Origin of the sequence: Pseudomonas sp. MYb193, from assembly GCF_002966775.1 — a bacterium.
In the GTDB taxonomy this organism is placed as follows: domain Bacteria; phylum Pseudomonadota; class Gammaproteobacteria; order Pseudomonadales; family Pseudomonadaceae; genus Aquipseudomonas; species Aquipseudomonas paracarnis.
In genome coordinates, this window is the sequence record NZ_CP023269.1 from 3,889,352 (window position 1) to 3,912,570 (window position 23,219).

Below are 23,219 nucleotides of genomic sequence, written 5' to 3' on the forward strand. Positions count from 1 at the left end.
ACAGGGACTGCGCTTGACTGAGTGGCATTGGGGCAATGCCCACATTTTCAGGGTTGCACCGAACGGCAATGCTGCCTATATTTCCCGTCTGGCGCTCTCTACGCCACCTTCCGCGGAAAGGGCTGCGCCCAAGACATCCCAGCTCCACCTCATTTCTACGACTCCCAACCTTGAAGCGGAAAAGGTTTGTGCAAGGAGCTCGTATGTCGCAACGCCCTTTAGCCTCCACTACCCATGGCCGCCTCAACCTTGAGCAGCAGCGCAAGCGCGCCAAGGAACTGTTGTCGCAGCTGAAAAGCCTAGACCCCAGCGCAACCTTGTCCCAGGCTCAATGGCAGGTAGCCAAACAGCTGGGCTTCGCCAGTTGGCCCAAGCTCAAGGCCCACGTCGACGCCCTCGACTTTGCCGCCCGCCACCCTGATTTCGATGCCAGCGATGAATCCCGCACCACCCATTGGCGGTGTGGTAATGATATTGCCCACAGCCTGCAACTGGCCGGGTTCAAGGGACAGTTCCGGATGCTCACTGACCCGTTGTGCATGGGGCCAGTGCGTGAACTACCCAGCGAAGCGTTCCGAGCGATGCGCAGTACCTTTATCAGTCAGGCCTTTGCCCTTGACTCCACTGAAGTTGCGCATCGCATCAACGATGAATACAACCAACTACAAGCCTTGAACAACGCCGATCACAGTGTGCTGTGGTGCGAGGCGGACGCCTACGATCAATTGTTCCTGGTCCGCGCCCTGGCTGGCCTTGAGCGGGCGCCGCGCAAGCTGGAGCTGATTGAGGCAGACCGAATTCCCGGCGTCGAGCGATTTATCGGCATAGGCCAATTGGCCCCCGATGTGCTGGCCTGGCTCTGGCCGCAGCGGCGCTTGATCGACGACGACGCAGTGCAGTTGGCCAAACGGGCCTGGTCGGCTTACTGCGACAGCTCACCGCTCAAGCTCGCGGAACTGGCCCATGGCAATCACCCTGCCCTGCCCTTTCTGGCGCCGGCGTTACAGCGTCAGTTACAGGAGTTGCCGGGTCTCGAGGATGGGTTGTCACTGACTGAACGTTTGTCCTTGCAATATATTACTGAGGCCGGGCCTGTGCCTTTCGGTCGGGTGTTTGCCGAGTTGATGGCCAAGCGCGAGCCACTGCCTTTCCTGGGCGATATGATGTTTCACGCGCTGCTGCGCCCATTGATTGATGGGACGGCGCCGCTGCTGATCGAGACCGAAACGAACATGGAGTGGCCGCGCCGCGTATTGGCGCTGACGCCACTGGCGCAGCAGGTACTGGACGGCAATGCCTGCTGGCTGGACCACGCCAGCCATGAGCGCTGGGTCGGTGGTGTGTGCCTGCGGCCACGGCAACCTCATTGGGCACTGGACCATGATGATCTGCCCGTCTGGCGTGACTGATGCTGCACGATACGATCAGCGCTTGGGAAACAACCCCACGGCACATGCCACCACCGTCGGGTCGCCTTGGTAGACCGCCCGCGGGCTAATCGAAGGCTGGGACGCTCGGCCGTCCACGGCGTGCAGCATGGGCCACTCAGCGATCGGAGAACTGTGTGCCGGATCGACAATTTCCATGCAGCGTCGCAGGGAGGTGAAGTCGGGCGACTGTGACAATGACAGGTGCAGGGTCTGGCTAACCGAGACCGACACCACAGAGCGCTGCGCACATTGCCCGTCATAGATCAGCGTGTGGCGGATCAACGGGTTGTCATGGCAGTACTTGAGCAGGTTGACCTGCCGCGAGTGCACCAGCGCAGTGTTGATGATCAGCAGGTCAAACGCCACAACGCCCGAGCGTGTCAGTGCCTGCAACTCGTCGAACGAACTCAACGGGGCGATGCGGTGATAGCCCAGCTGGTTGAGCATTTTCTCGATCTTGATCCTTTGCAAAAGCTCTGCATCGGCAATCAGAAGACGTAACGCTTTATTGGACATAGGGTAAACCTGACAGTTGGGCATCCGCGTCGATCATTCAACGCTGAACAAAGTAACCGTCAGGGGTGAACCCTGACTTTAAGGCGATTCTGAAACGGCAATCAGGGGCACACCGTACTTTTAAGAATCGCCTCAAAGCCTTCGTGCCACTCGCTACCTACCATGGTCTGCGTTCCCTCACCCGACCATGGAATTGCCGTGTTCATGTTTCTACTCAGAGTGGTGCTGCTGGCCTGCGGGCTGCTGGTGCTTGCGCCCCCGCCTGCCAATGCGGCGCTGAAGATCGAAGGCACCCGCCTGATCTATTTCGGCCAGGACAAGGCCGCCGGTATCAGCGTGGTCAACCAGGCCTCGCGGGAAGTGGTGGTGCAAACCTGGATCACCAGCGAGGACGAATCAGCCGACCGTACCGTGCCCTTTGCCGCCACCGAGCCATTGGTACAACTGGGCGCCGGGGAGCATCACAAGCTGCGCATACTGTATGCCGGTGAGGGCTTGCCCAGCGATCGTGAATCGCTGTTCTGGCTCAATATCATGGAAATCCCGCTCAAGGCCCAAGACCCCAACAGCGTGCAATTCGCGATCCGCCAGCGGCTCAAGCTGTTCTATCGCCCTCCCGCACTCCTGGGCGGCTCGGCCGAGGCGGTGCAGCAGTTGGTATGGAGCAGCGACGGGCGCACGGTGACGGCCAACAACCCCAGCGCCTTCCACCTATCGCTGGTCAACCTGCGAACCGACAGCCAGACGCTCAGCGATTACCTGCTGCTCAAGCCTCATGAACGCAAAACCCTGACCGCGCTCGACGCTGTACCCAAGGGCACCACTCTGCACTTCACCGAAATCACCGATATCGGTTTGCAAGCCCGTCATAGCACGGCGCTCAACTGATAAATCACGGGGTATTTGAACCGATGTCACTGACCAAACGCTGTTTACCGCTTCTGGTGTTGGCCTGCGCGGTCTTGCCCGCCACCAGCCACGCACTGGCCTGCCGCGAGGACGGCACCAACTCGATCATCACCCAGGAAGCGCTGGGTACGGCGCTGGCGGTCGCCGCCGACGCACCCAACGGCACTATCATTTGGGAATCCGGCCCGCGCTCGACCAATATCATCTGCAAGGACGACTACCTCCACGGCCGTGAGGAAGTGTATTTCTACGTCAACCCCGCCAGCGTGAGTATCGGCACCGGGATTCGCGTGGGCATTCGCTACAACAACCAACCGATTACCCAAAGCACCGGCAAGGTCGGTACCGGTTTCTTCTCCGACCGAGGCTGCAATTTGTCCAACTGCGTGGGCTGGGACAAGGCGCGCTTCACCCTCAATTTCAGCGTGTTCATCGAGAAGTACGACCCCACGCCACCGAGCGGCCAGGCCAGCACGCTGACCTCTTACCGCGTGTTCCAACTGGACGGCGTGCGCGGGCTCAACTCACGCCCCAACAGCAACTTCAATTATGTGGTCACTGGCATGAACGATATCCGCTTCGTGCCTTGCACTCCCGAACTGACCATCAGCCCCAGCGTGGTCAACTTCCCCACACCTTCGCGCAAAGCCTCGATCGGTGAAGTCGCCAGCAGCGCAAACTTCAGCCTGAACCTGCGCAAGGGTTGCGACACGCCCTATACCGTCAGCGCACGCTTCGCCACCACGCCGGGCGGCGGCAGTGTGAACAATGGCCTGCTGGTGCCGGACAACAACAGCTCAGTCGGCATCTCGCTATCTCGCGCCGAGAGCCAGCAGCAACTGCCCTTCAATAACTGGTTCACGCTGCAAGAACTGATGGGCCTGGGCCAGAGCCACGATGAATTCCGCGCCGACCTCAAGTGGCGCACCCTACCGATTCCAGGAGCGTTCGATGCTGCCGTGGTGGTGGATATGTACTACAAGTAGATGATTTTTAAGGATCGTCTTATGCCACCGGCAAAGGCCCAGACGTAAAGTCTGCCGATGCGATTGAAAAGTTATCTGCTCCAGATCAACCCCGTCCTCTCCCGACCCGAAGCAGCCAGAAGGCTGCTTCGTATTTTTGCGAGCGTGCTGCTGGTAGGCATCCTCAGCGGGGTCTATACCTTTTTGCTGTCGACCTTCAACAACGACATCTCCCAGCGCCGCGGCTACATGAGCAGCGCCATTGCCGAAGCCCATACCTTTTTCACCAACCGCCAAGCCCTGCTCGAAAGCCTGAGCCTGTCGGCAGTGCGCAAGCAGTCCAGGGTCTATCCATCCTCGGCCGAAGAACAGCACCTGGAATTGGGCGACACATCGGGCAACCAGTGGAGCATCTGGCTGACCGCACGCATGCGCGACTACCTCAAGGCCAAACAGCTGAACCTACTCTATGTCAACGCCGGCCCCAACCCGCAAGTGATGCGCCTTTACGACGCCACCGCGCAGGTATTGCCGATTTCCAAATGCATGCTCAACCGCCTCAAGGCCCTGCAGCACACCGACCCGGCCACACTTAACGAACTTTGGCTGAGCGACAGGACTGAACAGCACTCGCACCTGTACATCTTCATCCGCCTGGACGAACGCAACCCCGACTCCGGCTGGCTCGGCCTGGAGATGGATAGCCGTGAAGTCTCCTCGACACTCAGCGACCAGAGCGCCGGCGAATTCATGATGCTCAATTCCCAGGGCATGCTGGTGTTCACCAACAGCACCGATACACAGTTGAGCCAGCAACAGCTGAGGCCCGGCGAAGACAGTTTTTTCGGTTTTGTCGGCAACGGCTGGCTACCCGACCACCTGGTGATTCGCAAACACCTGAAGTCCTCTGAGTGGCAGTTGATGTACTCCATCGACCTGCGTGCAGTGGTCACTGGCCTGTGGAAACAGCTGCTCGGTTCGTTGTTGCTTTGCCTGTTCAGCCTGACGCTGATCGGGCTGGTGATGCGCCGCGTCGACCAGCGTTTCATCATTCCGTCGATCCATCGCATCCAGGCGCTGATCGAAAGCGAAGCCTTCGGCCGCGATGTGATCCAGACCGCTCCTGTGGCCCTCTGCGTGCTGCGCCGCACCGACGGCCAGGTGGTACTGGAAAACGCCCTGGCCCAGCAATGGCTGGGTAACGGGCCGGAGCGCGAGGCGCTGCGCGCCGGCTGGATCGAGCAAGCCTTTGCCAACGGACCTTCCGAGCGCAGTGACTACTTTGAAACCATCGATGGCCGTCACCTGTACCTGAGCAGTGCACCCACCCGCTACAAAGGCGAAGACGTGCTGTTTTGCGCCTTCAGTGACATCAGTGCGCGCAAGCAGGTCGAGGCGGCGCTGGAAGAGGCGCGGCAATCGGCGGACGCAGCCAACGCGGCAAAAACCCTGTTCCTGGCGACCATGAGCCATGAAATCCGTACACCGCTGTATGGCGTGCTCGGCACCCTGGAACTACTGGCGCGCACGCAACTGGATGCACAACAAAAGGACTACTTGCAGGCGATCGAAGGCTCATCGTCGACCTTGCTGCAACTGATCTGCGATGTGCTGGACGTATCGAAGATCGAGGCCGGGCAACTGGCACTGGAGATGGGCGAGTTCTCGCCGCTGGACCTTGTGCATGAAATCATCCAGGGCTACGCCGCAGCGGCCCACGCCAAGGGCCTGCAGTTGTATGCCTGCTTTGATCCCAAGCTGCCGGAACGTCTGATCGGCGACGTAACGCGCATCCGCCAGATTCTCAATAACCTGCTCAACAACGCGGTGAAATTTACCGACTATGGGCGCGTGGTGCTGCGGGTCAAAGTGCTGGGCCGCGACGGAGAACGCTCCAGTCTGTTGTGGCAAGTCTCGGACACCGGCAAAGGTATCGCCCAGGAAGACCAGGCGATGATCTTCGAGCCGTTTTACCAGAGTGAGGGCAATACCAATGTGGTCGCCGGCACCGGACTGGGCCTGCCTATCTGCCAGCGTCTGACGGAGTTGATGAACGGCAATATCCGCATGGTCAGCGAACTCGGCCTGGGCAGCAGTTTCAGCCTGATCCTGCCGTTGGAAGAAGCATCTGTTCCACCGATGACACCGTTGCTGGCCGAGACCATTTACGTAGCCTCGCCGATCCCGGAACTGGCAAACGCCGTCGCCGGCTGGTTGCGCCGTTGGGGTGCAAGGGCCCAGGCCGGCTTGCCGACGCTGGCGGACACACATCTGCTGTTGCAAGTGCACCCCGGCAGTGTCGACCCGTTGCTGGTGCCCGAGTGGCCCGGGCCGGTGATTCACGTGAGCAGCAACGCCTGCCCCGGCGTAGAAGCCGACGCCGGCGCCTGGCACGTCAACCTCAACCACCTGGGGGCTATTCATCAGGCCGTGAGCCAGGCGCAAGGGCTATGGGTGGCCCGTGCCGATGAGCAAACGCACCGGCGGGATCTGAACAAACTCAACCTGCACCTGCTGGTGGCCGAGGACAACATCATCAACCAGCTGATTTTGCGTGATCAACTGGAAGAACTCGGCTGCACCGTGGAGCTGGCGGCCGACGGTCAGCAAGCGTTGCAGCTCCACACCGCCGGCAACTTCGACGTGGTGTTGACGGATGTGAACATGCCCCATATCAACGGCTATGAACTGGCGCGTGAACTGCGGCGCCAAGGCTGCACGTTGCCGATTATCGGGGCCACCGCCAACGCCATGCGCGGCGAGGCCGACCTGTGCCTGGCCGCCGGCATGAACCATTGCCTGGTCAAACCCTTTGCGTTGCGGGCTCTATTCAACTCCCTGGCGCCTTATGCACGGATCACCCATGAAGCCCCTTAGTATTCTGATTGTCGAGGACCATCCCCTGCAGCATATCTACCTGCAGAACTTGCTCAGCGAGTTGGGAGACTTCCTGCTCGAAACCGCCGAGGATGGCAAAGAAGCGCTGGAGCGCCTGCGCCAGCGGGACTTCGACCTGGTACTGACCGACCTGCTGATGCCCGGCATGGACGGCGTGCAGTTTATCCAGTGCCTGGCCAGCCTGCGCTGCAAGCCGGCGCTGGCAATCATGAGTGCGGCGTCAAGGCGCATGCTGATGGCGGCCAGCCTAGTGGCGAAAAACCTCGATGTGGAAGTGCTTGGCCTGATTTCCAAGCCCGTGAACGCCGAGGCCTTGCGCACCCTGGTCAACCAACTCAGGAACAGGGTGCGCACGCCTCCCCCCGAACTGCCCGAGCACATGGACATCGACCGTCACACGCTGGTGCAGGCCATGAGCAGCGGCCAGTTCCAGGCCTGGTTCCAGCCGAAAAAATCCCTGGCCAACGGCCGTATCGTCGCTGCCGAAGCCCTGGTGCGCTGGATGCACCCCGAACAAGGCGTGATGCTGCCTGCCGCGTTCCTGCCGGCAATCAAGGCGTTCGAACTGGAAGAGCGGCTGTTGTGGCTGGTGCTCAAGCAAGCGATCCACGCCCAGGAACACTGGCGCCAGCGCGGCTATGAAATTCCAGTGTCGATCAACCTGCCGACCCACTTGCTCAACAGCCATGACCTGGCCGACCGTTTGCTGGAGTTCGTGCTGCACCACGATGGTATCCCGGGCATGATCTGCTTCGAGTTGATGGAATGTTCGGTGCCGCAGGACATCAGCAATTTCTACGCCGGCGCCTGCCGATTGCGGATCAAGGGGTTCGGTTTGTCCCAGGATGATTTCGGCAAGGGTTACAGCTCCTACCTCAATCTGGTGTCCACGCCATTTACCGAACTGAAGATCGACCAGGCGCTGGTGCAGGGCAGCCACGACAACGAAGGCATCGCCCAGGCATTGGCGAGCATTATCGCGCTGGGCCGCAAGTTGGGTCTGACGGTGGTTGCCGAGGGCGTGGAGACCCCGCAGCAATTGGCGCTGCTGCGCAAAATCGACTGCAATCAGGTGCAGGGTTTCCTGATTTCTCACGCAGTGTCTTCGGACCAATTTCAGCAACTACTGAACAATGATGGCCCCGCGACATCTCACTAGCTGGCGGCCACGATCATAAGGAGTAAGCTCCATCCAGTGCCGATTTATCCTGCGCCTGCGGAAACCCCTGATGAAGCACAATAACGCGATTCTCGAAGCCTTTACCCGCAGCTCATTGCGCCTGAACAAAGGCTTGATGGTGTTGATGGGAATCGCGTTGCTGCTGATGCTGACCAATTACTGGTCTCTGCACCGGGGCGTCGAAATTCGCTACAGCGCGATGCGCTTTCACTTTGCGCGGCTGATGGAAAACCTCGCAGAACAGCAAACCTACCTCAAGAGCCTGACACACCCCGGCATCCAGGCCGAACTGCTGCACGCCACCAACGTGCAGGTCAGCCTCAAAAGCCGCATGGTCGACAACCGTCGCACGCTGTACGAAGGCCAGAAGTATTCGTTTTCGGTGCCCTTCAGCGTCAAGCTCGATGAAAAGCAGATCAGCACCGCCGCGAGGCCGCCGATTTTTGCCCTGGGTGCGCACTTGACCAGCTACTACAGCGCCTTCTGGTCCTCGTCGCCGTACGAGGCGCCGCAAACCTTCCTGCTCAATCGCCAGGCCGACTACGCCATCACCATTCCGTCCATGGGCTATCAGCACCGCGAAAGCCCCGAGGATACCGACAACCCGGTGGCCCGGGTCAACGCCGTGCAGCAAATCCTTGCACAGGCGCCGCAGCCACTGGAGCAGAATCGGGTGTATTGGCAGGCCGGCCCCGAACCCGAACATTTGCTGGCCTACATCGGCCTGCCACTCGACGCCCAGGGCCAGGCCGTGATCGGCACCCTGCTCGACGTGTCGCAGGTCGACGATGTACAGCGCGCGCTGAATCACTCGGCGTTTGATCGCTTTACCCTGATTGGCCCTGACGGTAACCGGTTGATTGGGCCAGCCAACCAGGCGCAGCTCAGCGATGGTGTGCATTTCACGGCCGACGGCTTTGAATTCAAGGTCACCGAGGCCGGCGACCAGCCCTGGAGCGCGGTCTATGGCCTGAACTACTCGCACTTCTTTCACTCCGCATTGTGGCCGTTGAGCACCATGGCGTTGGTGCTGTTCAGCCTGATTACACTGGGTTGGGCTGGCAGCCGATGGTATCGACGCCAGGTGATCACCCCAGCACAACTGGCCCACGAACGCATCGCCGAAAGCGTGGCGTTCAGCCGCGTGATCATCGACACCGCACCCACTGGGTTATGCGTGGTGCGACGCAGCGATGGCAGGGTATTGATCGAGAACCAGCGCGCCCAGCAATGGCCGGGCACCTCACGCCTGGTGGAGGCAATGGCCGGTAAGCACGATGGCGCCGAGAGCGGTGAGACGCACTTGGAGATCGAAGGCCGGCACCTGCAGATCGGCTTTGTGTCGACCCGTTATCAGGCTCAAGACGTACGCCTGTATGCATTCAACGATATCACCCGACACATCGAAGACGCCCAGGCCCTGGAAGAGGCACGTCATGCCGCCGATGCGGCCAGCGAGGCCAAGACGCTGTTCCTGGCAACCATGAGCCATGAGATCCGCACGCCGCTGTATGGCGTGCTCGGCACCCTCGAATTGCTCGGCCTGACCGACCTCGACCCGCACCAGAAAACCTACCTGCACACCATCCAGCGTTCGTCCGCCACACTGTTCCAACTGATCAGTGATGTGTTGGATGTCTCGAAGATCGAGTCCGGGCAAATGGCGATAGAAGCCGTGGATTTCTGCCCGCTGGACATGCTCGAAGATACCTTGCACACCTACGCCGCCTTCGCCCGGCGCAAGGGGTTGCAGCTTTACAGTTGCATCGACCCGCAGTTGCCGAACTGCCTGATGGGCGACCCGATGCGCATCCGCCAGGTCCTCAATAACCTGGTGAGCAACGCCATCAAGTTCACCGACTTTGGGTGCGTGGTGATTCGTGCCAGGGTGGTGGGCAGCGACGCCAATAATGTCGACCTGGAATGGCAAGTCACCGATTCCGGCGTGGGCATTGCCGAGGCGCAGCAGGCCAAGCTCTTCGATCTGTTCTACCAGGCACCGGACACCGCCAGCGAAGGCGGCACCGGGCTTGGCCTGCCGATTTGCCGGTGGCTGGCGCAGATGATGGACGGCGAAATCCGCGTGGTCAGCGAGCCCGGGCTGGGCAGCAGCTTTACCCTGAAAATGCGCTTGCCACTGTGTTGTGGTGCACTGACCAACCTGCCGCTGATCGAGCCCAGCTCGACGCCGGTGTATGTGCAGGCACCGGTACGCGAACTGGCGCAGGCAATGAGTGACTGGCTCAACCGCTTGGGAATCACCGCCGCCCTGGCCGCGACCACCCAGGACAAAGACAGTCACCACGCGGTACTGGTAGAACTGTTACCCGGCGAGCCCCCCAAGCCATGGGCCGGCCAACGTGTGCTCTGCCTGCCCGGTGCGCACAGCCCGCCGCTGCACACAGCGCAAGGCTGGGTGGTGGATATGCACGACATACGCACCATCGCCGCCACCGTATCACTGGCGCAGCACGGCAGGCACGAGCAACCCACGGCGACCCGGCCACAAAGCGCCGGGCGGCTAGAGCTGCGCATCCTGGTGGCCGAGGACAACCCGGTCAACCAGGCGATTATCAAGGAACAGCTGGAGGCGCTCGGTTGCTCGGTGAGCCTGGCCGCCAACGGTGAACAGGCGTTGCAGTTATGGCAACCGAAGGCCTTCGACCTGGTGCTGACCGACGTGAATATGCCGTTGATGAATGGCTATGAACTGGCCAGAACCTTGCGTGAGCATGATCCACACTTGCCGATTATCGGCGTGACCGCCAATGCAATGCGCGAGGAAGGCGTACGTTGCCTGGCAGTGGGCATGAACGCCTGGATCGTCAAGCCCTTGAGCCTGCAAACCCTGCGCGATCAGTTGATCAAACTGTGCAAGGTCAAGTCGCCGGTTGAGCCTGACGCCCAGGTATTCGACGACCGCGTGCAACTGTCGGACAAGATGCGCCCGCTGTTCATCAGCAGCGTGCAGCAGGATATGCAGCGCATCGGCGCGGCCCTGGTCCAGCGTGATGCCCGTGGCCTCGGCCAACTGCTGCACTCGATCGCCGGCGCTTTGGGCGCAGTGCAGGCGCTCAGCCTGGCCCAGGCCTGCATCGAACTGGAAAGCGCACTTAACCGCGGCAGCCTCGACACAACGCTTGAGCTCAAGGTGAAGACTGTGATGCAGCGTCTGTCGGCCGTTCTGGAGACTCTCCAGCTCGGGCACTCTTCACTCACTTGAACTGGCACTACGGACGGCCCTTTATGAAAAAATTCAACGTGGTAATCGCGGACGATCACCCGATCGTGTTGCTTGGCGTTCGCGAACTGGTAGAGCGTGACATGCGCTTTCAAGTCGTCGGCGAGGCCGTGTGTTCGGCCGGCCTGATCGAGCTGTTGCAGCATCAAGGCGCTGACATCGTGATTACCGACTACAACATGCCGGGCGACTCGCCTTATGGCGATGGCCTGAAGCTGGTGGAGTACCTCAAACGGCACTTCCCGCAGGTACAGATCCTGATCCTGACCATGATCTCCAATCACCTGATTCTCACCCGCCTGCAAGAGCTGGGCGTGGTCGGCATCATCCAGAAAAGCCAGTTGCATACCGAGATTCAACTGGCACTCAAGGCGATCGCCCAAGACAGCGACTATCGCAGCCTGGAGCCGCCAAAGACCTCGGTGATAGAGACCCTCACGGCAATTGACGAGCGCTTTACAAGTTTGTCACCCAAAGAGTTCGAGATCCTGCGCCTGTTTATTTCCGGCATGAGCGTGAGTGATATTGCGCGCCGCCAGAACCGAAGCTCAAAGACCATCAGCGCACAAAAAGTATCGGCCATGCGCAAACTTGAAGTGAGCAGCGACCAAGACCTTCTTGCTTATTGCCTGGAACGTAACATCTTCAACTAACGCGTAACTTGCAAGCCATTCCTGGACAATGGCTTCGCCCTTTGTTTTCTGGCTCTTCACTGCTGCAACCGTGCAAATAACCTGCCCGCCCCAGCGCTTATAAGAATCGTCTTATTCGCTCCTACCGCCTCGTCGCCTACTCTTTGCTCGCAGTTCAACAACAGCACTTTTTTCCAACTAAACCTTACGGACATCATCATGAAGAAGTTTTCCCTGGCTGTTATCGCCTCGGCCATTATCGCGGCCTCCGGCAGTGCATTCGCCGAAGGTGAAGCAGCAGCGCCAACCCTGGGCGGCAGCGGCAAAATCACCTTCACCGGCGTGATCAACAACGACGCGTGCTCGGTGGACGGCGCCAACTCCGACCGCACCATTTCGGTGGACATGGGCAACGTTTCGATCAAGGACATGGGCACCGCGGAAAACCCAACCGCAGGTCGTGTGACCGCCAAAGACTTCAACCTGAACGTCAACTGCAACCAGGGCACCAAGGTCGCCATGATCTTTGACGCCAACAACGGCGGTTCCGGCCTGGTCACCGGCAAAAAAGTACTGGCCCTGAACCCGGGTTCGGCCACTGCACAAAACGTCGGTATTGCCCTGCTGGACAGCAAGGGCAGTCTGATTGACCTCAGCTCGCCAAGCACCGCACGCATTGAAAGCACCATGCACGGTGCCGGTACTGAAGGCGGCGACGCCACCCTGAGCTTCGCGGCCGCCTACGTCACTACCGCAGCGGCGGGTTCGTCGACCGCCGGTCGCGGTGACGCCACCCTGCCGTTCATCCTGCAATACGAATAATTCGGCGCCCCGGGCACCGAACGCGCGAGGCCTTGCGGCCTCGCCATTGTCTTCTGATTACACCGGATAACCCTCATGCCGCCTCGTTCTATCGCCGCATGTCTGGGGCTGCTGGGCTTGCTCATGGCTACCCAGGCCGCCGCCAGCATTTCATTGAATGCCACCCGTATCGTGTTTGACGGTGACCACAAGGAAGCCAACATTACCGTGCGTAACGGTAACCAGGATGTATTGATTCAATCCTGGGTCGACATGAACGACGCCAGCGCCAGCCGTGCACCGTTTGCCGTCACCCCGCCACTGGCACGGGTATTCGCCAAGGAACAACAACTGCTGCGCATTCTGTATGAGGGCACCGGCATGCCCACGGACCGCGAGTCGGTGGTGTGGCTCAATGTGCAGGAAATCCCAAAAGCCAACGAATCCGAGAACACCTTGCAGTTGGCCATCCGCCAACGCATCAAGATTTTTTACCGCCCTGCCGGCCTTACCGGCAGCGCGCTGCAAGCCCCTGCACAGCTTGAATGGACGCTGGCCAAACACGGCAGCCAAACCCTGTTGCAGGTGAAAAACCCGACGCTGTACCACGTGTCCATGGCCGACATCAAAGTGCAGGCGGTAGTGGCCAGCGACTCCACCATGATTGCGCCCGGCGAACAAAAACAGTTTGCGCTCAGTGCTCCAGTTGCCAGCGGGCCGGTGCGGTTGTCGTTTTCCAGCATCAATGATTACGGCGCGCAGAATCACTACAGCGCGCCACTGTCTAGCGGCACCGCGCTACCGGCGTATGCGACTGAATCGCGACTTAACCCCTAAGCACTTTCGCTAACTCACAAGCTCACTTCGCGTGCGTGTTTGCGTGCCCGACTGTCCGTCAATCAGGGATGTCATAGGTCTTCGCATGTCTTTTCTTTCCAGCAACAGGCCCGCACGTGGCGTATTGAAGTTGAAGACGCTGTCGCTGGCGATTGCTGCCAGCTTGCCCAGTCTGACCATGGCCGATGACGCTGCGCAAACCTTCAACACCACCTTCCTGCAAGGCTCGCAGTCGCCGGTGGACTTGCAGCAATTGCTTTCGGCCAACAGCGTGCTGCCGGGCAATTACCGCGTCGACCTGTACAGCAACGAAATGCTGGTGGGCCGACGCGATATCGATTTCAGGCGCAACCCGAAAAACGGTCGTGTAGAAGCCTGCCTGACCCTCGACCTGCTCAAGCAACTGGGTATCGACCTGCACCGTTTGCAGGCCGAGGGCAAACTTGACCCGCAGCAGCCGCAGGACTGCTACGCCCTTGCCGACATGATCGAAGACGCCAGCGTGCGCTACGACAGCAGCCGTCTGCGCCTGCTCGCAAGTATCCCGCAGGTGGCGATGCAGCGTGGCTTGCGCGGGTATGTCGACCCACAGTTGTGGGACGACGGTGTGCCCGCCGCCTTCATCAACTACCAGCTCAACAGCAGCCGCACCGCCGGCGACTATAAAACCCGCATTGCCAATAACCTGGGCCTGCGCAACGGCATCAACCTGGGGGCCTGGCGCCTGCGCAACGAGTCGAACCTGAGCGGCGGCACCGATCGCTCGAACACCTTCACCAGCAACCGCACTTACTTGCAGCATGACGTCACCGCGATCAAGGGCCAGTTCAGCGCCGGTGAGATTTTCTCCGACACTGACCTGTTCGACAGCGTGCGCTATCGCGGGGTCAAGCTCGCCTCTGATGATGGCATGCGCGCCGACAGCGAGCGCGGCTATGCACCCGTAATCCGTGGGGTGGCGCAGACCAACGCGACGGTGGAAATCCGCCAGAACGACTACATCCTCTACACCGCCAACGTCGCGCCAGGCCCGTTCGAAATCAACGATATCTACCCCAGCGGCTCCAACGGTGACCTGCAAATCACCGTGATCGAAGCCGACGGTACGCGGCGGGTGACGATGCAGGCGTTCTCCAGCCTGCCGATCATGGTGCGCGAAGGCCAGGTGAAGTACAGCGTCTCGGCGGGCACGTTCAAAAGCAATGCCGATGGCCTGGCCTCCCCACGTTTTCTCAGCGGCACCCTGGCCTATGGTTTGACCAGCAACCTCAGCGGGATTGTCGGCCTGCAAGCCAGTGAAGACTACAGCGCGCTGTCGATCGGTGCCGGGCGGAACACCTCGTTCGGGGCGTTCTCGCTCGATACCACCCATTCGTCCAGCAAGGCCCAGGGGCGAACCTCCCAGGGCAGCAGCGTACGCGCCTTGTACGCCAAGACCTTTGCCGGCACCGATACCAACTTCACCCTGGCCGCTTATCGCTACTCCACCGAGGGCTATCGCAGCCTCACCGACCATGTGGAAGACAGCAGCGAAGACGTGCGCGTGCGCACCGGCCACTCGAAAACCCGCACCGATCTGACCATTAACCAGAGCCTCGGGCGCAACAGCGAATTTGGCAGCCTGTATGTGAACGCCAGCGACCAACGCTACTGGAATCGCGGCGGCTCCCAGAGCTTTTCCGCGGGCTACACCGGCAACTGGGGCGATCTAAGCTACAACCTTGGCGTGACGCGCACCAAGCAGATCGTCACCTGGGGTGAGCCGAGCGGCGACACGCAGGTGAACCTGTCGGTGTCTTTCCCGCTGGGCAGCCAGGCCCGCGCGCCACGGGCGTTTGTCACCACCAGCCACCAACGTGGCGATACCACCACCCAAGCGGGCATCAATGGCTACGTGGCCGATACCAGCGACACTTTCTATTCGGTGCAGGCCGGCCACAGTGACACCAGCGGCGACTCAGGCTCGGTGAACGTCAACAGTCGCACCGCCGTGGCAGATGTCAGCCTCGGTTACAGCCAGGGCCAGGGCTACAACTCACAGAACTTCAATCTCGCCGGCTCGGTGGTGGCTCATGCGGGTGGCGTCAACCTGGGGCAGACGGTCAGCGAGACCTTCGCCCTGGCCGAAGTACCAGGCGTCTCTGGTGCCAAGATCAGCAGCTACAGCGGGGTGGAGACCGGGTACAACGGCTATGCCGTGGTGCCCACTGCGCAACCCTACCGGGTCAACTGGATCAGCCTGGACACTCGCGATCTGGGAGGCGACGTGGAAATCACCAACGCCACCCAGCAACTGGTGCCGCGCCGTGGCGCCATCGTGGTGGCGCATTACAGTGGCACTAGCGGACGTCGCGTATTGTTTGAGTTGTTTGATGCCCAGCATCAACCGCTGTCGTTTGGTGCCTCACTGGAAGACGCCAATGGCAAGCAGTTGGCGATTGCCGATCCGAATGGTAATGCCCTGGCACTGGTGGAAGAGGATCAGGGCACGCTGATCATCAAGTGGGGTGAGCAGCATTGTCGTGCCACCTATGCGTTACCACCGCAGAACAAGGCGCTGAACTATGAGCGCCAGTCACTGGTGTGCACGCCTTGATTGTGCGGGTAATTGCGCTACTGTGCTGACCACGCGCCTACCCTCTGCGAGACTTGCTCATGCGTAACTTGTTCTTCGCCAGTGCCTGCCTATTGACCACCGCTCTGGCAGGCTGCCAGCAAACACCCCCGGCCAACGACCAACTCGATGCAGTGCTCTGGACCCAGACGTCCATCGAACACGAGCTGATCTACCGCCAGCTCTTCGCCAATGCCACCCGCCAACTCGATGTAGCACTGGCCGACCCCAGCTGGGACGCCCTGCCTTTGCCTGCCCGCAAGCTGACCGGTTTGCCGCCGGCGGTGATCGTGGATATCGACGAGACCCTGTTGGACAACGTGCCCCTCAACGCCCGCGACATCATCAACAATCAGGTCTATTCCTACGATCGCTGGAATACCTGGGTCGAGCAGGCCAAGGCTCAGGCGCTGCCGGGTTCCGTGGCGTTCCTGCAAGCGGCCAGACAAAAAGGTGTCAAGGTGTACTACCTCACCAACCGCGAACACAGCCAGGTCGCGGCCACCGCCAAAAACCTGCGTTTGCGCGGTTTTCCGATTGAGAGCGACACACAGATCCTGGCGGCCAGCACCCCCACCGGCCACTGCGAAAGCGCGGGCTACGGCAAGCAGTGCCGCCGTCAGTGGGTCGCCAGCCATGCCCGCGTGCTGTTGATGGCAGGTGACTCGCTGGGAGATTTCGTGCAAGCCGAACACAACACCCTGGATGCACAACGCAAGGCCGTCGAACCCTATGTGAACTGGCTAGGCCAGCGTTGGTTCCTGCTGCCCAACCCGAGCTACGGCAACTGGTATAGCGCGCCGTATGGGGATGATGAGAGCTTGCCGTTTGCGCAGAAACGCAGGCTCAAGCAGCAGGCATTGCTGTTGCAGCAATAGGGTAAAGCCCTGCCGTGATGATCGTTGCCACGCTCTGCGTGGGAACGATCAAGAGCCGCTCATTGCTTGGGGCGCAACAGCTGCATCTGCTGGCGATAATCATCCGTCACCTGCCGCGCCTGGCTGCTGCTGGTAATCACCCTCGGCGTAATCAGCACAATCAGCTCCGTGCGGTCCTTGGACTTGCTGGTATTGCCAAACAACCAGCGCAACCCCGGAATCTTCCCCAGGTAAGGCACGGCACTGACGCTCTCAGCGTTGTCTTGCTTGATCAACCCGCCGAGCAGCACCGTCTGGCCACTCTGCACCGCTACCTGGGTGGACACCGAGCGCGTGGAGATACGCGGGTTCACCGGCGTCTCACTGTTTCCCGTCGGGTTCTGGGCATCACTGACCTGTTGCTGGATATCCATGTACACCAGCCCACCCGGATTGATGCGCGGCACCACATCCAGAATCACCCCCGTCTGCACATATTCGACACTGCTCAAGGTGGTGTCGGCGTCCCCGGTATTGACGGTGGTCTGGCTGATGGGAATGTTGTCCCCCACCTGGATCTGCGCCGGCTGGTTGTTCATCACCACCAGCGATGGCGCCGACAGCACCTGGGTGCGGCCGTTGGTTTCCAGGGCGTGCAGGGCCACTTGCAGGTTGGAGCTGACGAAGGAGTAGAACAACGAGTCCGCCGCCCCCAGCCCTGCCCCGCCACCGCCCAGGGCGCCTTGGCTGCCGGAGGCGTTGGCCACCGTGGTACTGGTGGAATTACCGGCCAGGCGGCCCAGGTACCACTGCACGCCCAGGTCCAGTTCACCGGTGAGCTTGACCTCCAGGATGCGGGTCTCGATCTGCACTTGCAGCGGTGGGTTGTCGAGGCGTTTGATCGCTGCTTCGATTTCTTTCCATTGCGCCGGGCGGGTGCGCACCAGCAGTTGGTTACTGCTTTTTTGCGCGGTGATGCGCGTGCCCGCCTCGAGGTCGCTGGTGTGCGATGCCTGGGTGTTTTCGGCAGGCTCGGATTCAGGTTCTTCGGCTGCGGGCACCGGGGCGCTCGCCTGCAAACCGGCACTGGTGGATGAGGACAAGGTGGTGGTACGCAAGCCCGGCGCTACTTTCGCCGGGGCGTCATCCTTGATCGCGCCATTGCCGTAGATCTGCCGCAGGTACTTGGCCAGATCGGCGGCCTTCATATTGCGCACGTCGTACACATACATCTGCGGCTCGTTACCGCCGCCCTCGTCGATGGTGCGGATCCAGTCGCCCACTTCGCTGAGGTACTGGGGCTGGGAAGAAATCGCCACCACCGAGTTGGTGCGCTCGACCGGCAAGAACCGCAACATGCCGGCCAGGGGTGTGCCACTGTCCGCGCCGAACACGGCTTGCAGCTCGGGCATCAGCTCGGCCACCGAGGCGCGTTGCAGGCCGAACACCGCCACCGACATGCCCTTGAGCCAGTCCACGTCGAAGGTGTCGATGGTGTCCTGGTAGTTGGCCAGTTCGTCGGGCGTGCCGGCCAGGCTCAGGACATTGCGCGCCGGGTCCACCAACAAAAAAGCGTTTTCACGGGCGAAGGGTTTGAGCAGTTTCTGCATCTCGGTGGCCGAGATATAGCGCAGTGAAAACAGACGTGCCGAGAGGCCGCTGGCCGGTTGCGCCACGCGCATCTGCGGCACCAGCTTGCCCGCCACTGCCTGGTTGGCCGGCAGGATCACATAGCGGTTGCCCTGTGTGATCATGGCGTTGTCGGTCCAGGACAGCAGGGTTTCGAGAATCGACAGCGCTTGCTGTTTGTCCACGGGCTTGGAGGTGGAGAAGCTGACCGTGCCCTTCACGCCCTCGGCGATGCTGTAGTTCTCGTGCAACAGGTCGCCCATCACGCTGTTGATCACGGCCTCGATAGGCTGATCGGCGAAATTGAACACGATGTCGCCGCCCTGCTCCGGCACGTTTACGGGTGCCGCGGGCTGGCGCACAAACGCTTGATTGCCACGAATGAGCTGGCGCTGCGGCGGAGCCTGGGTGGCAGGTGGAGCGGTTTCGGCCACAGGCGCCTGAAGCGGCGGGCGTTGTGCGCCGGTGCCCTGCAGGGCCTCGTGCAGCAGGTCGTCGTCCGGGTCGAGGGTGTCGGGCAAAGATCCACAGCCGCCCAGGGAGACGGCGGTAGCCAGGCAAAACAGCGAAGTGCGCATATCGATCAAGGGAGAGACTCGCGGGGATGTGAGATCAGGGGTAACCGCTTACCGTAGAGGCTCAGGGTCTGGGTGCGCCCGTTGAGGGCAAAACGGGCGTATTGCGGGGTCAGGTGCTCCAGGCGCCAGCCGTTGGGCAACGCCTGGCCCAAGCGCACCGTGAGCGTTGGGCCACCGGCTTGCTTGAGCATGGCCATTTGCAGGTTGCCGGTGATCATGATGCCGCTGAGGGTCAGGTTGGCCAGGCTCGCCACCTGGGTTTTACCCACCTCCCGGTCCGGGCGGCGATCCGGGCTGAACAGCGGCGCTTGCCAGGTACCGGCAAGGTCTTGCAACGCTGGCGTGGGAGCGGCCTGCACCTGGAACGAGGGTGGCGCATGCGCCGGCGCATCGGGTAACCACCGGGGGGCGTCGCCGATGCTGCTGAGGATCATCGCCATCAACACCCCCAAAAGCCCGGCCACGCCGAGCCAGCCCCATTCCAGAGGACGCAAGGGGCCAATCATGGTGCCACCCGCGCCGGTTGCAGGTAGCCGCGCACCAGCAGTTGCACCGCCAGCTTGCCCGCCCCGCCACTGGCTGGCGCCTGTTTGTCGCGACGGATATGCAACTCATCGACGAACAGAAAAGGCGGCTGATATTCCAGCCCATGCAGGATCGCGGTCAGCGGTTCGATGGCGCAATTGAGCGTGAGGCTGACCTTGACCTGACGATAGGGCTCGCTGTCGTTCTGTTCGGGCGTGATCGGCTTGCGCTGGGTGAGGTTGCAGCCGCCGCCGAGGTTGGCGTGGCTGTTGATCAGGTCGGCGAGACGCTGCATCAGGTCGGCAGCGACCACGTCCGGGTCGTCCCCCGGCAACAGGCTGGCGCTGCTGGCCGGGTCTTGCTGTGCTTGCGCCAGCTGTTCGCGCAAGGCATCGCCCTGGCGTATGACGCTGGCATAGCGCTGCTGCTGTTCACGCAACTGTTCGGCCTGTTCACCCATGGCCCGCAGCGGCCCGGCGAACCAGCTGTCGATCAACAGCCAATAGGCCGCGCCGAGCACCAACGCCAGGGTCAACAAGGCGGCGCCGCGGCGTTCACGGGGTGTGAGGGGTCGGCGCATCGGCGGCCTCCTGGCGTAAGTGGGCACGCAAGGCAAACTGGTCCTTGCCGCTGCGTGCGTCGGGTTGGATCACACCTTCAAACTGCGCGTTGTCCAAGCGCTGGCAGCCTTTGATGCGGCTGATCAGGCCACTGGCCTTGGCGCTCTGGCCGGAGAAACTCACCTCGCCGTCCTTGACGTCCAATTGGTCGAGCCAGGTGTCGGCGGGCAGGCAACTGGTCAAGTCATTCAGCAGCGCGGCCAGGGGCGGTTGCGCCCGTTTACGCTGGCTGAGGTACTGCGCCGCGCCACGGGTGTTGAGCAGTTGCTGGCGCAGGGCGTGCACCTGGGCGACCTCGGCTTTTTGCTGTTGGACAGTGGCGTGCATGCTGTCGAGTACCCGCTGGCGGTCGTTGAGCCACAACAGCATCGCCGCGATCAGCAACGCGCCGCACAACCACGGCAGGCTGCGCTGCAATTGCTTGCCGGCAGGCCGCGAACGCGGGCGTAACGGCGCGGGCAGCAGGTCGATACCCAGGCCCGCCACATCCACGCGGTGTGGGTACAGGCCGAGGGCGGCGCAGTCAGTGAGGACCTGGTCAAGGCGCTCGCGCAGGATCGCCACCACCCTCACCTCCAGGTGGCTGGGTGTGCGCCGCTCCTGGCGGGCGACGAAGTAGAGCTGCTCGGCGTTGAACGGGGTGTAGCGGTCCAGTTCATAGCCAACCACCTCCACGAGGTTGCGCGCGGCAGCCAGAGGCAGTTGCACGCTTTGCTGCAACACGGCGTCGGGGGCAAGCATCAGCACCTGGCGCGTATTGCCTGGGACCACCGGTGTCGTCAGCGGCCAGTGATGAACGTGCTCGGGCGGTTCCTGGAACGCCAGCCACTTGGGCAAACAGCCGCGTAACTCCGTGAGCCACAAACGCCAGCCTTGTTGCAGCAGGCTGCCGCGCCAATAGCGGGCAATCGGTTCGAGTTGAATCATTCTTGCCACCGCACTACCCGATAGGGCTGTGCGCTGTCCTCCGCAGGGCTTAGTAAAAGGGTCAGTCGCAGGCGTGCCTGATAGCCGCCGGGGCGCTCGGCGCGGCTGTCGATTTCCACGACCTGGCCGGGGTCGACGCCCTCGGCGTCCTGGCGTGGCAGGTTCAACGCCTTGCGCATCAGGGGGCTGGCGAATGCCGGAGCGGGCCGGTCGAGGTCGCTCCACAAGGTGATGTGTGGCAGTAGTTGGCTGTAGAGCGCCGGGGTCATGCCGGGGAGTTGACGTACCTCTTCCAGCACCCGAAACGGCGCCAGGCCCTGATGGCGGCGAGTCTCAAGGGCCTTGGCCAACTGCTGGGCCTGAACCGGTGTAGCGCCGCAGGCCAGGGCCAGGCGCGTGAGGTCTTGGGAGGCGGCGTTGACCAGGTACAGCTTGCCGCGCTCACTGCGCACACTGACCTGCAAGCGGGCGTCGTCGAAGGTCAGCGCAATAGAACGCCCGTCCGCCACCCACTGCCCTTGCGCCATGACCTGTGCGATACCGGCCTGGGCGGCCAACAGTGTCTGGGTGTGCTGGCGCAGCCACAGCGCCTGGCGACTTTGCAGTTGCACCCACCCGGCCAGGCCACCCAGCAATACGCTGAGCAAGGCCAGCACCCACAACACCAGCAACAGGGCCGCACCGCGTTGGCGCTTCATTCTTCGCTGCTCGCGCTGGACAGGTTCAGGCGCAGCGCAACCACCTGGGCGACCCATGGCACCGGCCCGTCGACGGAGGCGTCGATGCGCACCGCTGTAGGCAGGCGCCGGGGCCAGGGCCACGGGCTCAACCAGTCGGTGGGCTGGCCCAGTGGCGAGACACCGCGATAGCTGAACTGCAGCGCCTCGACGTCATGCAAAAGCACCTGCGGCTCATCGCGCTGCGCGTTGGCGTGGGAGTCCCTCTGCGAAAAAGCCACCTGCAGATCCTGCCCGACCCGTTGCAGGGTAAAGCGCTGGATACCCCCGCCCAATACACCGGGCAAGGTCGCCACAAACTGCAGACGTTCAGGCGTGCCGATAAAAAAAACTTCGGCCTGGCTGTCATCGTCAGTGAGCTTTAGCGGCAGCGCCTCGCTGATCGATGTGCGCAAAAACTGTTGGGCGGCGCGCATTTCATCCAGGCTGACGGTGTAGGCCTGGGCCTTGGCCACCGCCCGATTGGCCCCCAGCAACGCTGCGCTCACCAGCAGCAACAACACCGACAGCAAGCTGAGCACCACGAGTACTTCCAGCAACGTGAAGCCCTGCTCACGGCGCTTCACAGGCGCGCCTTCAAGGTGCTGAAGTGCGCCTGATGCGCGCCTTCACGCACGTTCAGGTCAAGACGAAACAGGTGCGGCTGTTGGCGGGTACTGGTCAATTGCCAATGGATGCCCTCGAGTTCGCCTTGGCGGGTTCCCTCCGTGAGCGGACCGGCGGCTTCCTGGTCCAGCACCGTGAGCGCGGCATGGCTGAGGCGGTCGCTGTGGGCCACCTGGGACAAGGCGCGCGCGCTCTGGCCGAAGGCAACCAGCAACACGCTGCTGCACACCGCCATCAACGTCAGGGCGGCGAGCATTTCCAGCAGGGTGAAACCGGCCTGGTACTTCATGGCAGCGCCTTGGACTGCACACTGCCGGTAAGCCAGCCAATGTCGATGCGCCAACGACGGCTGCCGTTGGCCAGCAGCAGGTTACCGCCTGTGGAACTGCCGTCGGGATAGAACACCACCGCGGGCCCAGCCTGCTCGGCACTGTGCAAGGTCACTTGCACCTGCGCTGGCCACTGCTGTGACGCACGCCCTGGAGCCTGGAACGAGCGGCCCTGGAGGTCGAACTGAGTGCGCGCCGCCTGGCCGCTGACGATGGCGCTCGCCCGCGTGGCACGCAGGGCCTCGACCATCTGCGCGACCACCCGGCGCTCCTTGGCCACCTGCAGCCCTTGCCGTACACCCAACCCCAACAACCCCGCCGCAATGCCGATCAATAGAATGACCACCAGCATCTCCAGCAGGGTAAAGCCTCGCTGGGCCACGGGCGG

At 61.7% G+C, this 23,219-nt stretch carries 20 protein-coding genes; 11 read left to right on the forward strand and 9 right to left on the reverse strand.

The features are described 5' to 3' along the window. Window positions 1-203 precede the first annotated feature (203 nt). On the forward strand, window positions 204-1,409 hold the full coding sequence (locus tag CLM72_RS17560) for a DUF1835 domain-containing protein (RefSeq protein WP_105227290.1): 1,206 nt from the start codon (window positions 204-206) through the stop codon (window positions 1,407-1,409). Window positions 1,410-1,424: 15 nt separating this feature from the next. Here the strand turns inward: CLM72_RS17560 and CLM72_RS17565 are convergent, their stop codons facing one another. Then, window positions 1,425-1,946, reverse strand: coding sequence for a hypothetical protein (locus tag CLM72_RS17565; RefSeq protein ID WP_014719098.1), 522 nt, complete (start codon window positions 1,944-1,946; stop codon window positions 1,425-1,427). A gap of 198 nt (window positions 1,947-2,144) precedes the next feature. Here CLM72_RS17565 and CLM72_RS17570 point away from each other — a divergent pair, with 198 nt between their 5' ends. From CLM72_RS17570 to CLM72_RS17615, 10 genes are all read left to right on the forward strand, one after another. Continuing rightward, the gene (locus CLM72_RS17570; protein WP_105227291.1) at window positions 2,145-2,834 is read left to right on the forward strand and encodes a molecular chaperone; all 690 of its coding nucleotides are present in this window, start codon (window positions 2,145-2,147) and stop codon (window positions 2,832-2,834) included. Between the two features lie 23 nt (window positions 2,835-2,857). Further along, on the forward strand, window positions 2,858-3,841 hold the full coding sequence (locus tag CLM72_RS17575; RefSeq protein ID WP_105227292.1) for a fimbrial protein: 984 nt from the start codon (window positions 2,858-2,860) through the stop codon (window positions 3,839-3,841). 57 nt (window positions 3,842-3,898) lie between these two features. Next, window positions 3,899-6,697, forward strand: a complete 2,799-nt coding sequence (locus tag CLM72_RS17580) for an ATP-binding protein (RefSeq protein WP_105227293.1) — start codon at window positions 3,899-3,901, stop codon at window positions 6,695-6,697. Beyond that, window positions 6,684-7,877, forward strand: a complete 1,194-nt coding sequence (locus tag CLM72_RS17585; protein ID WP_105227294.1) for an EAL domain-containing protein — start codon at window positions 6,684-6,686, stop codon at window positions 7,875-7,877. The genes CLM72_RS17580 and CLM72_RS17585 overlap by 14 nt, the downstream gene beginning before the upstream one ends. A 70-nt stretch (window positions 7,878-7,947) precedes the next feature. Beyond that, window positions 7,948-11,121 (forward strand): hybrid sensor histidine kinase/response regulator, encoded by a 3,174-nt coding sequence (locus CLM72_RS17590; protein ID WP_105227295.1) that lies wholly within the window; start codon window positions 7,948-7,950, stop codon window positions 11,119-11,121. A gap of 23 nt (window positions 11,122-11,144) precedes the next feature. Continuing rightward, entirely contained in the window at window positions 11,145-11,792 is a 648-nt protein-coding gene (locus CLM72_RS17595; RefSeq protein ID WP_054898360.1) for a response regulator, read from the forward strand. A gap of 198 nt (window positions 11,793-11,990) precedes the next feature. Continuing rightward, window positions 11,991-12,593: a fimbrial protein gene (locus CLM72_RS17600; RefSeq protein WP_014719104.1), complete on the forward strand. Its 603-nt coding sequence runs from the start codon at window positions 11,991-11,993 to the stop codon at window positions 12,591-12,593. A 75-nt stretch (window positions 12,594-12,668) separates the two neighbouring features. Further along, a complete protein-coding gene (locus CLM72_RS17605; protein WP_105227296.1) occupies window positions 12,669-13,409 on the forward strand; it encodes a molecular chaperone in 741 nt (246 codons plus the stop codon). Window positions 13,410-13,494: 85 nt separating this feature from the next. Next, window positions 13,495-16,005, forward strand: coding sequence for a fimbria/pilus outer membrane usher protein (locus tag CLM72_RS17610; RefSeq protein ID WP_105227297.1), 2,511 nt, complete (start codon window positions 13,495-13,497; stop codon window positions 16,003-16,005). A 59-nt stretch (window positions 16,006-16,064) separates the two neighbouring features. After that, window positions 16,065-16,901 (forward strand): 5'-nucleotidase, lipoprotein e(P4) family, encoded by an 837-nt coding sequence (locus CLM72_RS17615; protein WP_105227298.1) that lies wholly within the window; start codon window positions 16,065-16,067, stop codon window positions 16,899-16,901. A gap of 59 nt (window positions 16,902-16,960) precedes the next feature. Here the strand turns inward: CLM72_RS17615 and gspD are convergent, their stop codons facing one another. Genes gspD through CLM72_RS17655 form a run of 8 tightly spaced genes read right to left on the reverse strand, consistent with a single transcriptional unit; the run spans window position 16,961 to window position 23,213 of the window. Continuing rightward, complete coding sequence (gene gspD / locus CLM72_RS17620; RefSeq protein WP_105227299.1) at window positions 16,961-19,087, reverse strand: type II secretion system secretin GspD; 2,127 nt, start codon at window positions 19,085-19,087, stop codon at window positions 16,961-16,963. Between the two features lie 5 nt (window positions 19,088-19,092). After that, window positions 19,093-19,593 carry a general secretion pathway protein GspN gene (locus CLM72_RS17625; protein ID WP_105227300.1) on the reverse strand — a complete coding sequence of 167 codons (501 nt, stop codon included), beginning with the start codon at window positions 19,591-19,593 and terminating at the stop codon, window positions 19,093-19,095. Then, window positions 19,590-20,192, reverse strand: coding sequence for a type II secretion system protein GspM (gene gspM, locus CLM72_RS17630; RefSeq protein ID WP_020300756.1), 603 nt, complete (start codon window positions 20,190-20,192; stop codon window positions 19,590-19,592). Before gspM ends, CLM72_RS17625 begins: the two co-directional genes overlap by 4 nt. Next, window positions 20,167-21,159, reverse strand: coding sequence for a PilN domain-containing protein (locus CLM72_RS17635; RefSeq protein WP_105227301.1), 993 nt, complete (start codon window positions 21,157-21,159; stop codon window positions 20,167-20,169). Before CLM72_RS17635 ends, gspM begins: the two co-directional genes overlap by 26 nt. Then, window positions 21,156-21,857, reverse strand: a complete 702-nt coding sequence (locus CLM72_RS17640; protein ID WP_105227302.1) for a general secretion pathway protein GspK — start codon at window positions 21,855-21,857, stop codon at window positions 21,156-21,158. Before CLM72_RS17640 ends, CLM72_RS17635 begins: the two co-directional genes overlap by 4 nt. Next, a complete protein-coding gene (locus tag CLM72_RS17645; protein ID WP_105227303.1) occupies window positions 21,854-22,462 on the reverse strand; it encodes a prepilin-type N-terminal cleavage/methylation domain-containing protein in 609 nt (202 codons plus the stop codon). The genes CLM72_RS17640 and CLM72_RS17645 overlap by 4 nt, the downstream gene beginning before the upstream one ends. After that, a complete protein-coding gene (locus CLM72_RS17650; protein ID WP_105227304.1) occupies window positions 22,459-22,791 on the reverse strand; it encodes a type II secretion system protein in 333 nt (110 codons plus the stop codon). Before CLM72_RS17650 ends, CLM72_RS17645 begins: the two co-directional genes overlap by 4 nt. Then, window positions 22,788-23,213 carry a GspH/FimT family pseudopilin gene (locus CLM72_RS17655; RefSeq protein WP_034128224.1) on the reverse strand — a complete coding sequence of 142 codons (426 nt, stop codon included), beginning with the start codon at window positions 23,211-23,213 and terminating at the stop codon, window positions 22,788-22,790. The genes CLM72_RS17650 and CLM72_RS17655 overlap by 4 nt, the downstream gene beginning before the upstream one ends. Window positions 23,214-23,219: the final 6 nt, after the last annotated feature.

What these genes read in the sequence shown, in the direction of transcription:
- CLM72_RS17605 (WP_105227296.1), top strand. Translation starts at nt 12,669, where the DNA reads ATGCCGCCTCGTTCTATCGCCGCATGTCTGGGGCTGCTGGGCTTGCTC.
- CLM72_RS17650 (WP_105227304.1), bottom strand. Translation starts at nt 22,791, where the DNA reads ATGAAGTACCAGGCCGGTTTCACCCTGCTGGAAATGCTCGCCGCCCTG.
- CLM72_RS17615 (WP_105227298.1), top strand. Translation starts at nt 16,065, where the DNA reads ATGCGTAACTTGTTCTTCGCCAGTGCCTGCCTATTGACCACCGCTCTG.
- gspM (WP_020300756.1), bottom strand. Translation starts at nt 20,192, where the DNA reads ATGCGCCGACCCCTCACACCCCGTGAACGCCGCGGCGCCGCCTTGTTG.
- CLM72_RS17560 (WP_105227290.1), top strand. Translation starts at nt 204, where the DNA reads ATGTCGCAACGCCCTTTAGCCTCCACTACCCATGGCCGCCTCAACCTT.
- gspD (WP_105227299.1), bottom strand. Translation starts at nt 19,087, where the DNA reads ATGCGCACTTCGCTGTTTTGCCTGGCTACCGCCGTCTCCCTGGGCGGC.
- CLM72_RS17635 (WP_105227301.1), bottom strand. Translation starts at nt 21,159, where the DNA reads ATGATTCAACTCGAACCGATTGCCCGCTATTGGCGCGGCAGCCTGCTG.
- CLM72_RS17580 (WP_105227293.1), top strand. Translation starts at nt 3,899, where the DNA reads ATGCGATTGAAAAGTTATCTGCTCCAGATCAACCCCGTCCTCTCCCGA.
- CLM72_RS17585 (WP_105227294.1), top strand. Translation starts at nt 6,684, where the DNA reads ATGAAGCCCCTTAGTATTCTGATTGTCGAGGACCATCCCCTGCAGCAT.
- CLM72_RS17565 (WP_014719098.1), bottom strand. Translation starts at nt 1,946, where the DNA reads ATGTCCAATAAAGCGTTACGTCTTCTGATTGCCGATGCAGAGCTTTTG.
- CLM72_RS17625 (WP_105227300.1), bottom strand. Translation starts at nt 19,593, where the DNA reads ATGATTGGCCCCTTGCGTCCTCTGGAATGGGGCTGGCTCGGCGTGGCC.
- CLM72_RS17575 (WP_105227292.1), top strand. Translation starts at nt 2,858, where the DNA reads ATGTCACTGACCAAACGCTGTTTACCGCTTCTGGTGTTGGCCTGCGCG.
- CLM72_RS17600 (WP_014719104.1), top strand. Translation starts at nt 11,991, where the DNA reads ATGAAGAAGTTTTCCCTGGCTGTTATCGCCTCGGCCATTATCGCGGCC.
- CLM72_RS17595 (WP_054898360.1), top strand. Translation starts at nt 11,145, where the DNA reads ATGAAAAAATTCAACGTGGTAATCGCGGACGATCACCCGATCGTGTTG.
- CLM72_RS17610 (WP_105227297.1), top strand. Translation starts at nt 13,495, where the DNA reads ATGTCTTTTCTTTCCAGCAACAGGCCCGCACGTGGCGTATTGAAGTTG.
- CLM72_RS17640 (WP_105227302.1), bottom strand. Translation starts at nt 21,857, where the DNA reads ATGAAGCGCCAACGCGGTGCGGCCCTGTTGCTGGTGTTGTGGGTGCTG.
- CLM72_RS17590 (WP_105227295.1), top strand. Translation starts at nt 7,948, where the DNA reads ATGAAGCACAATAACGCGATTCTCGAAGCCTTTACCCGCAGCTCATTG.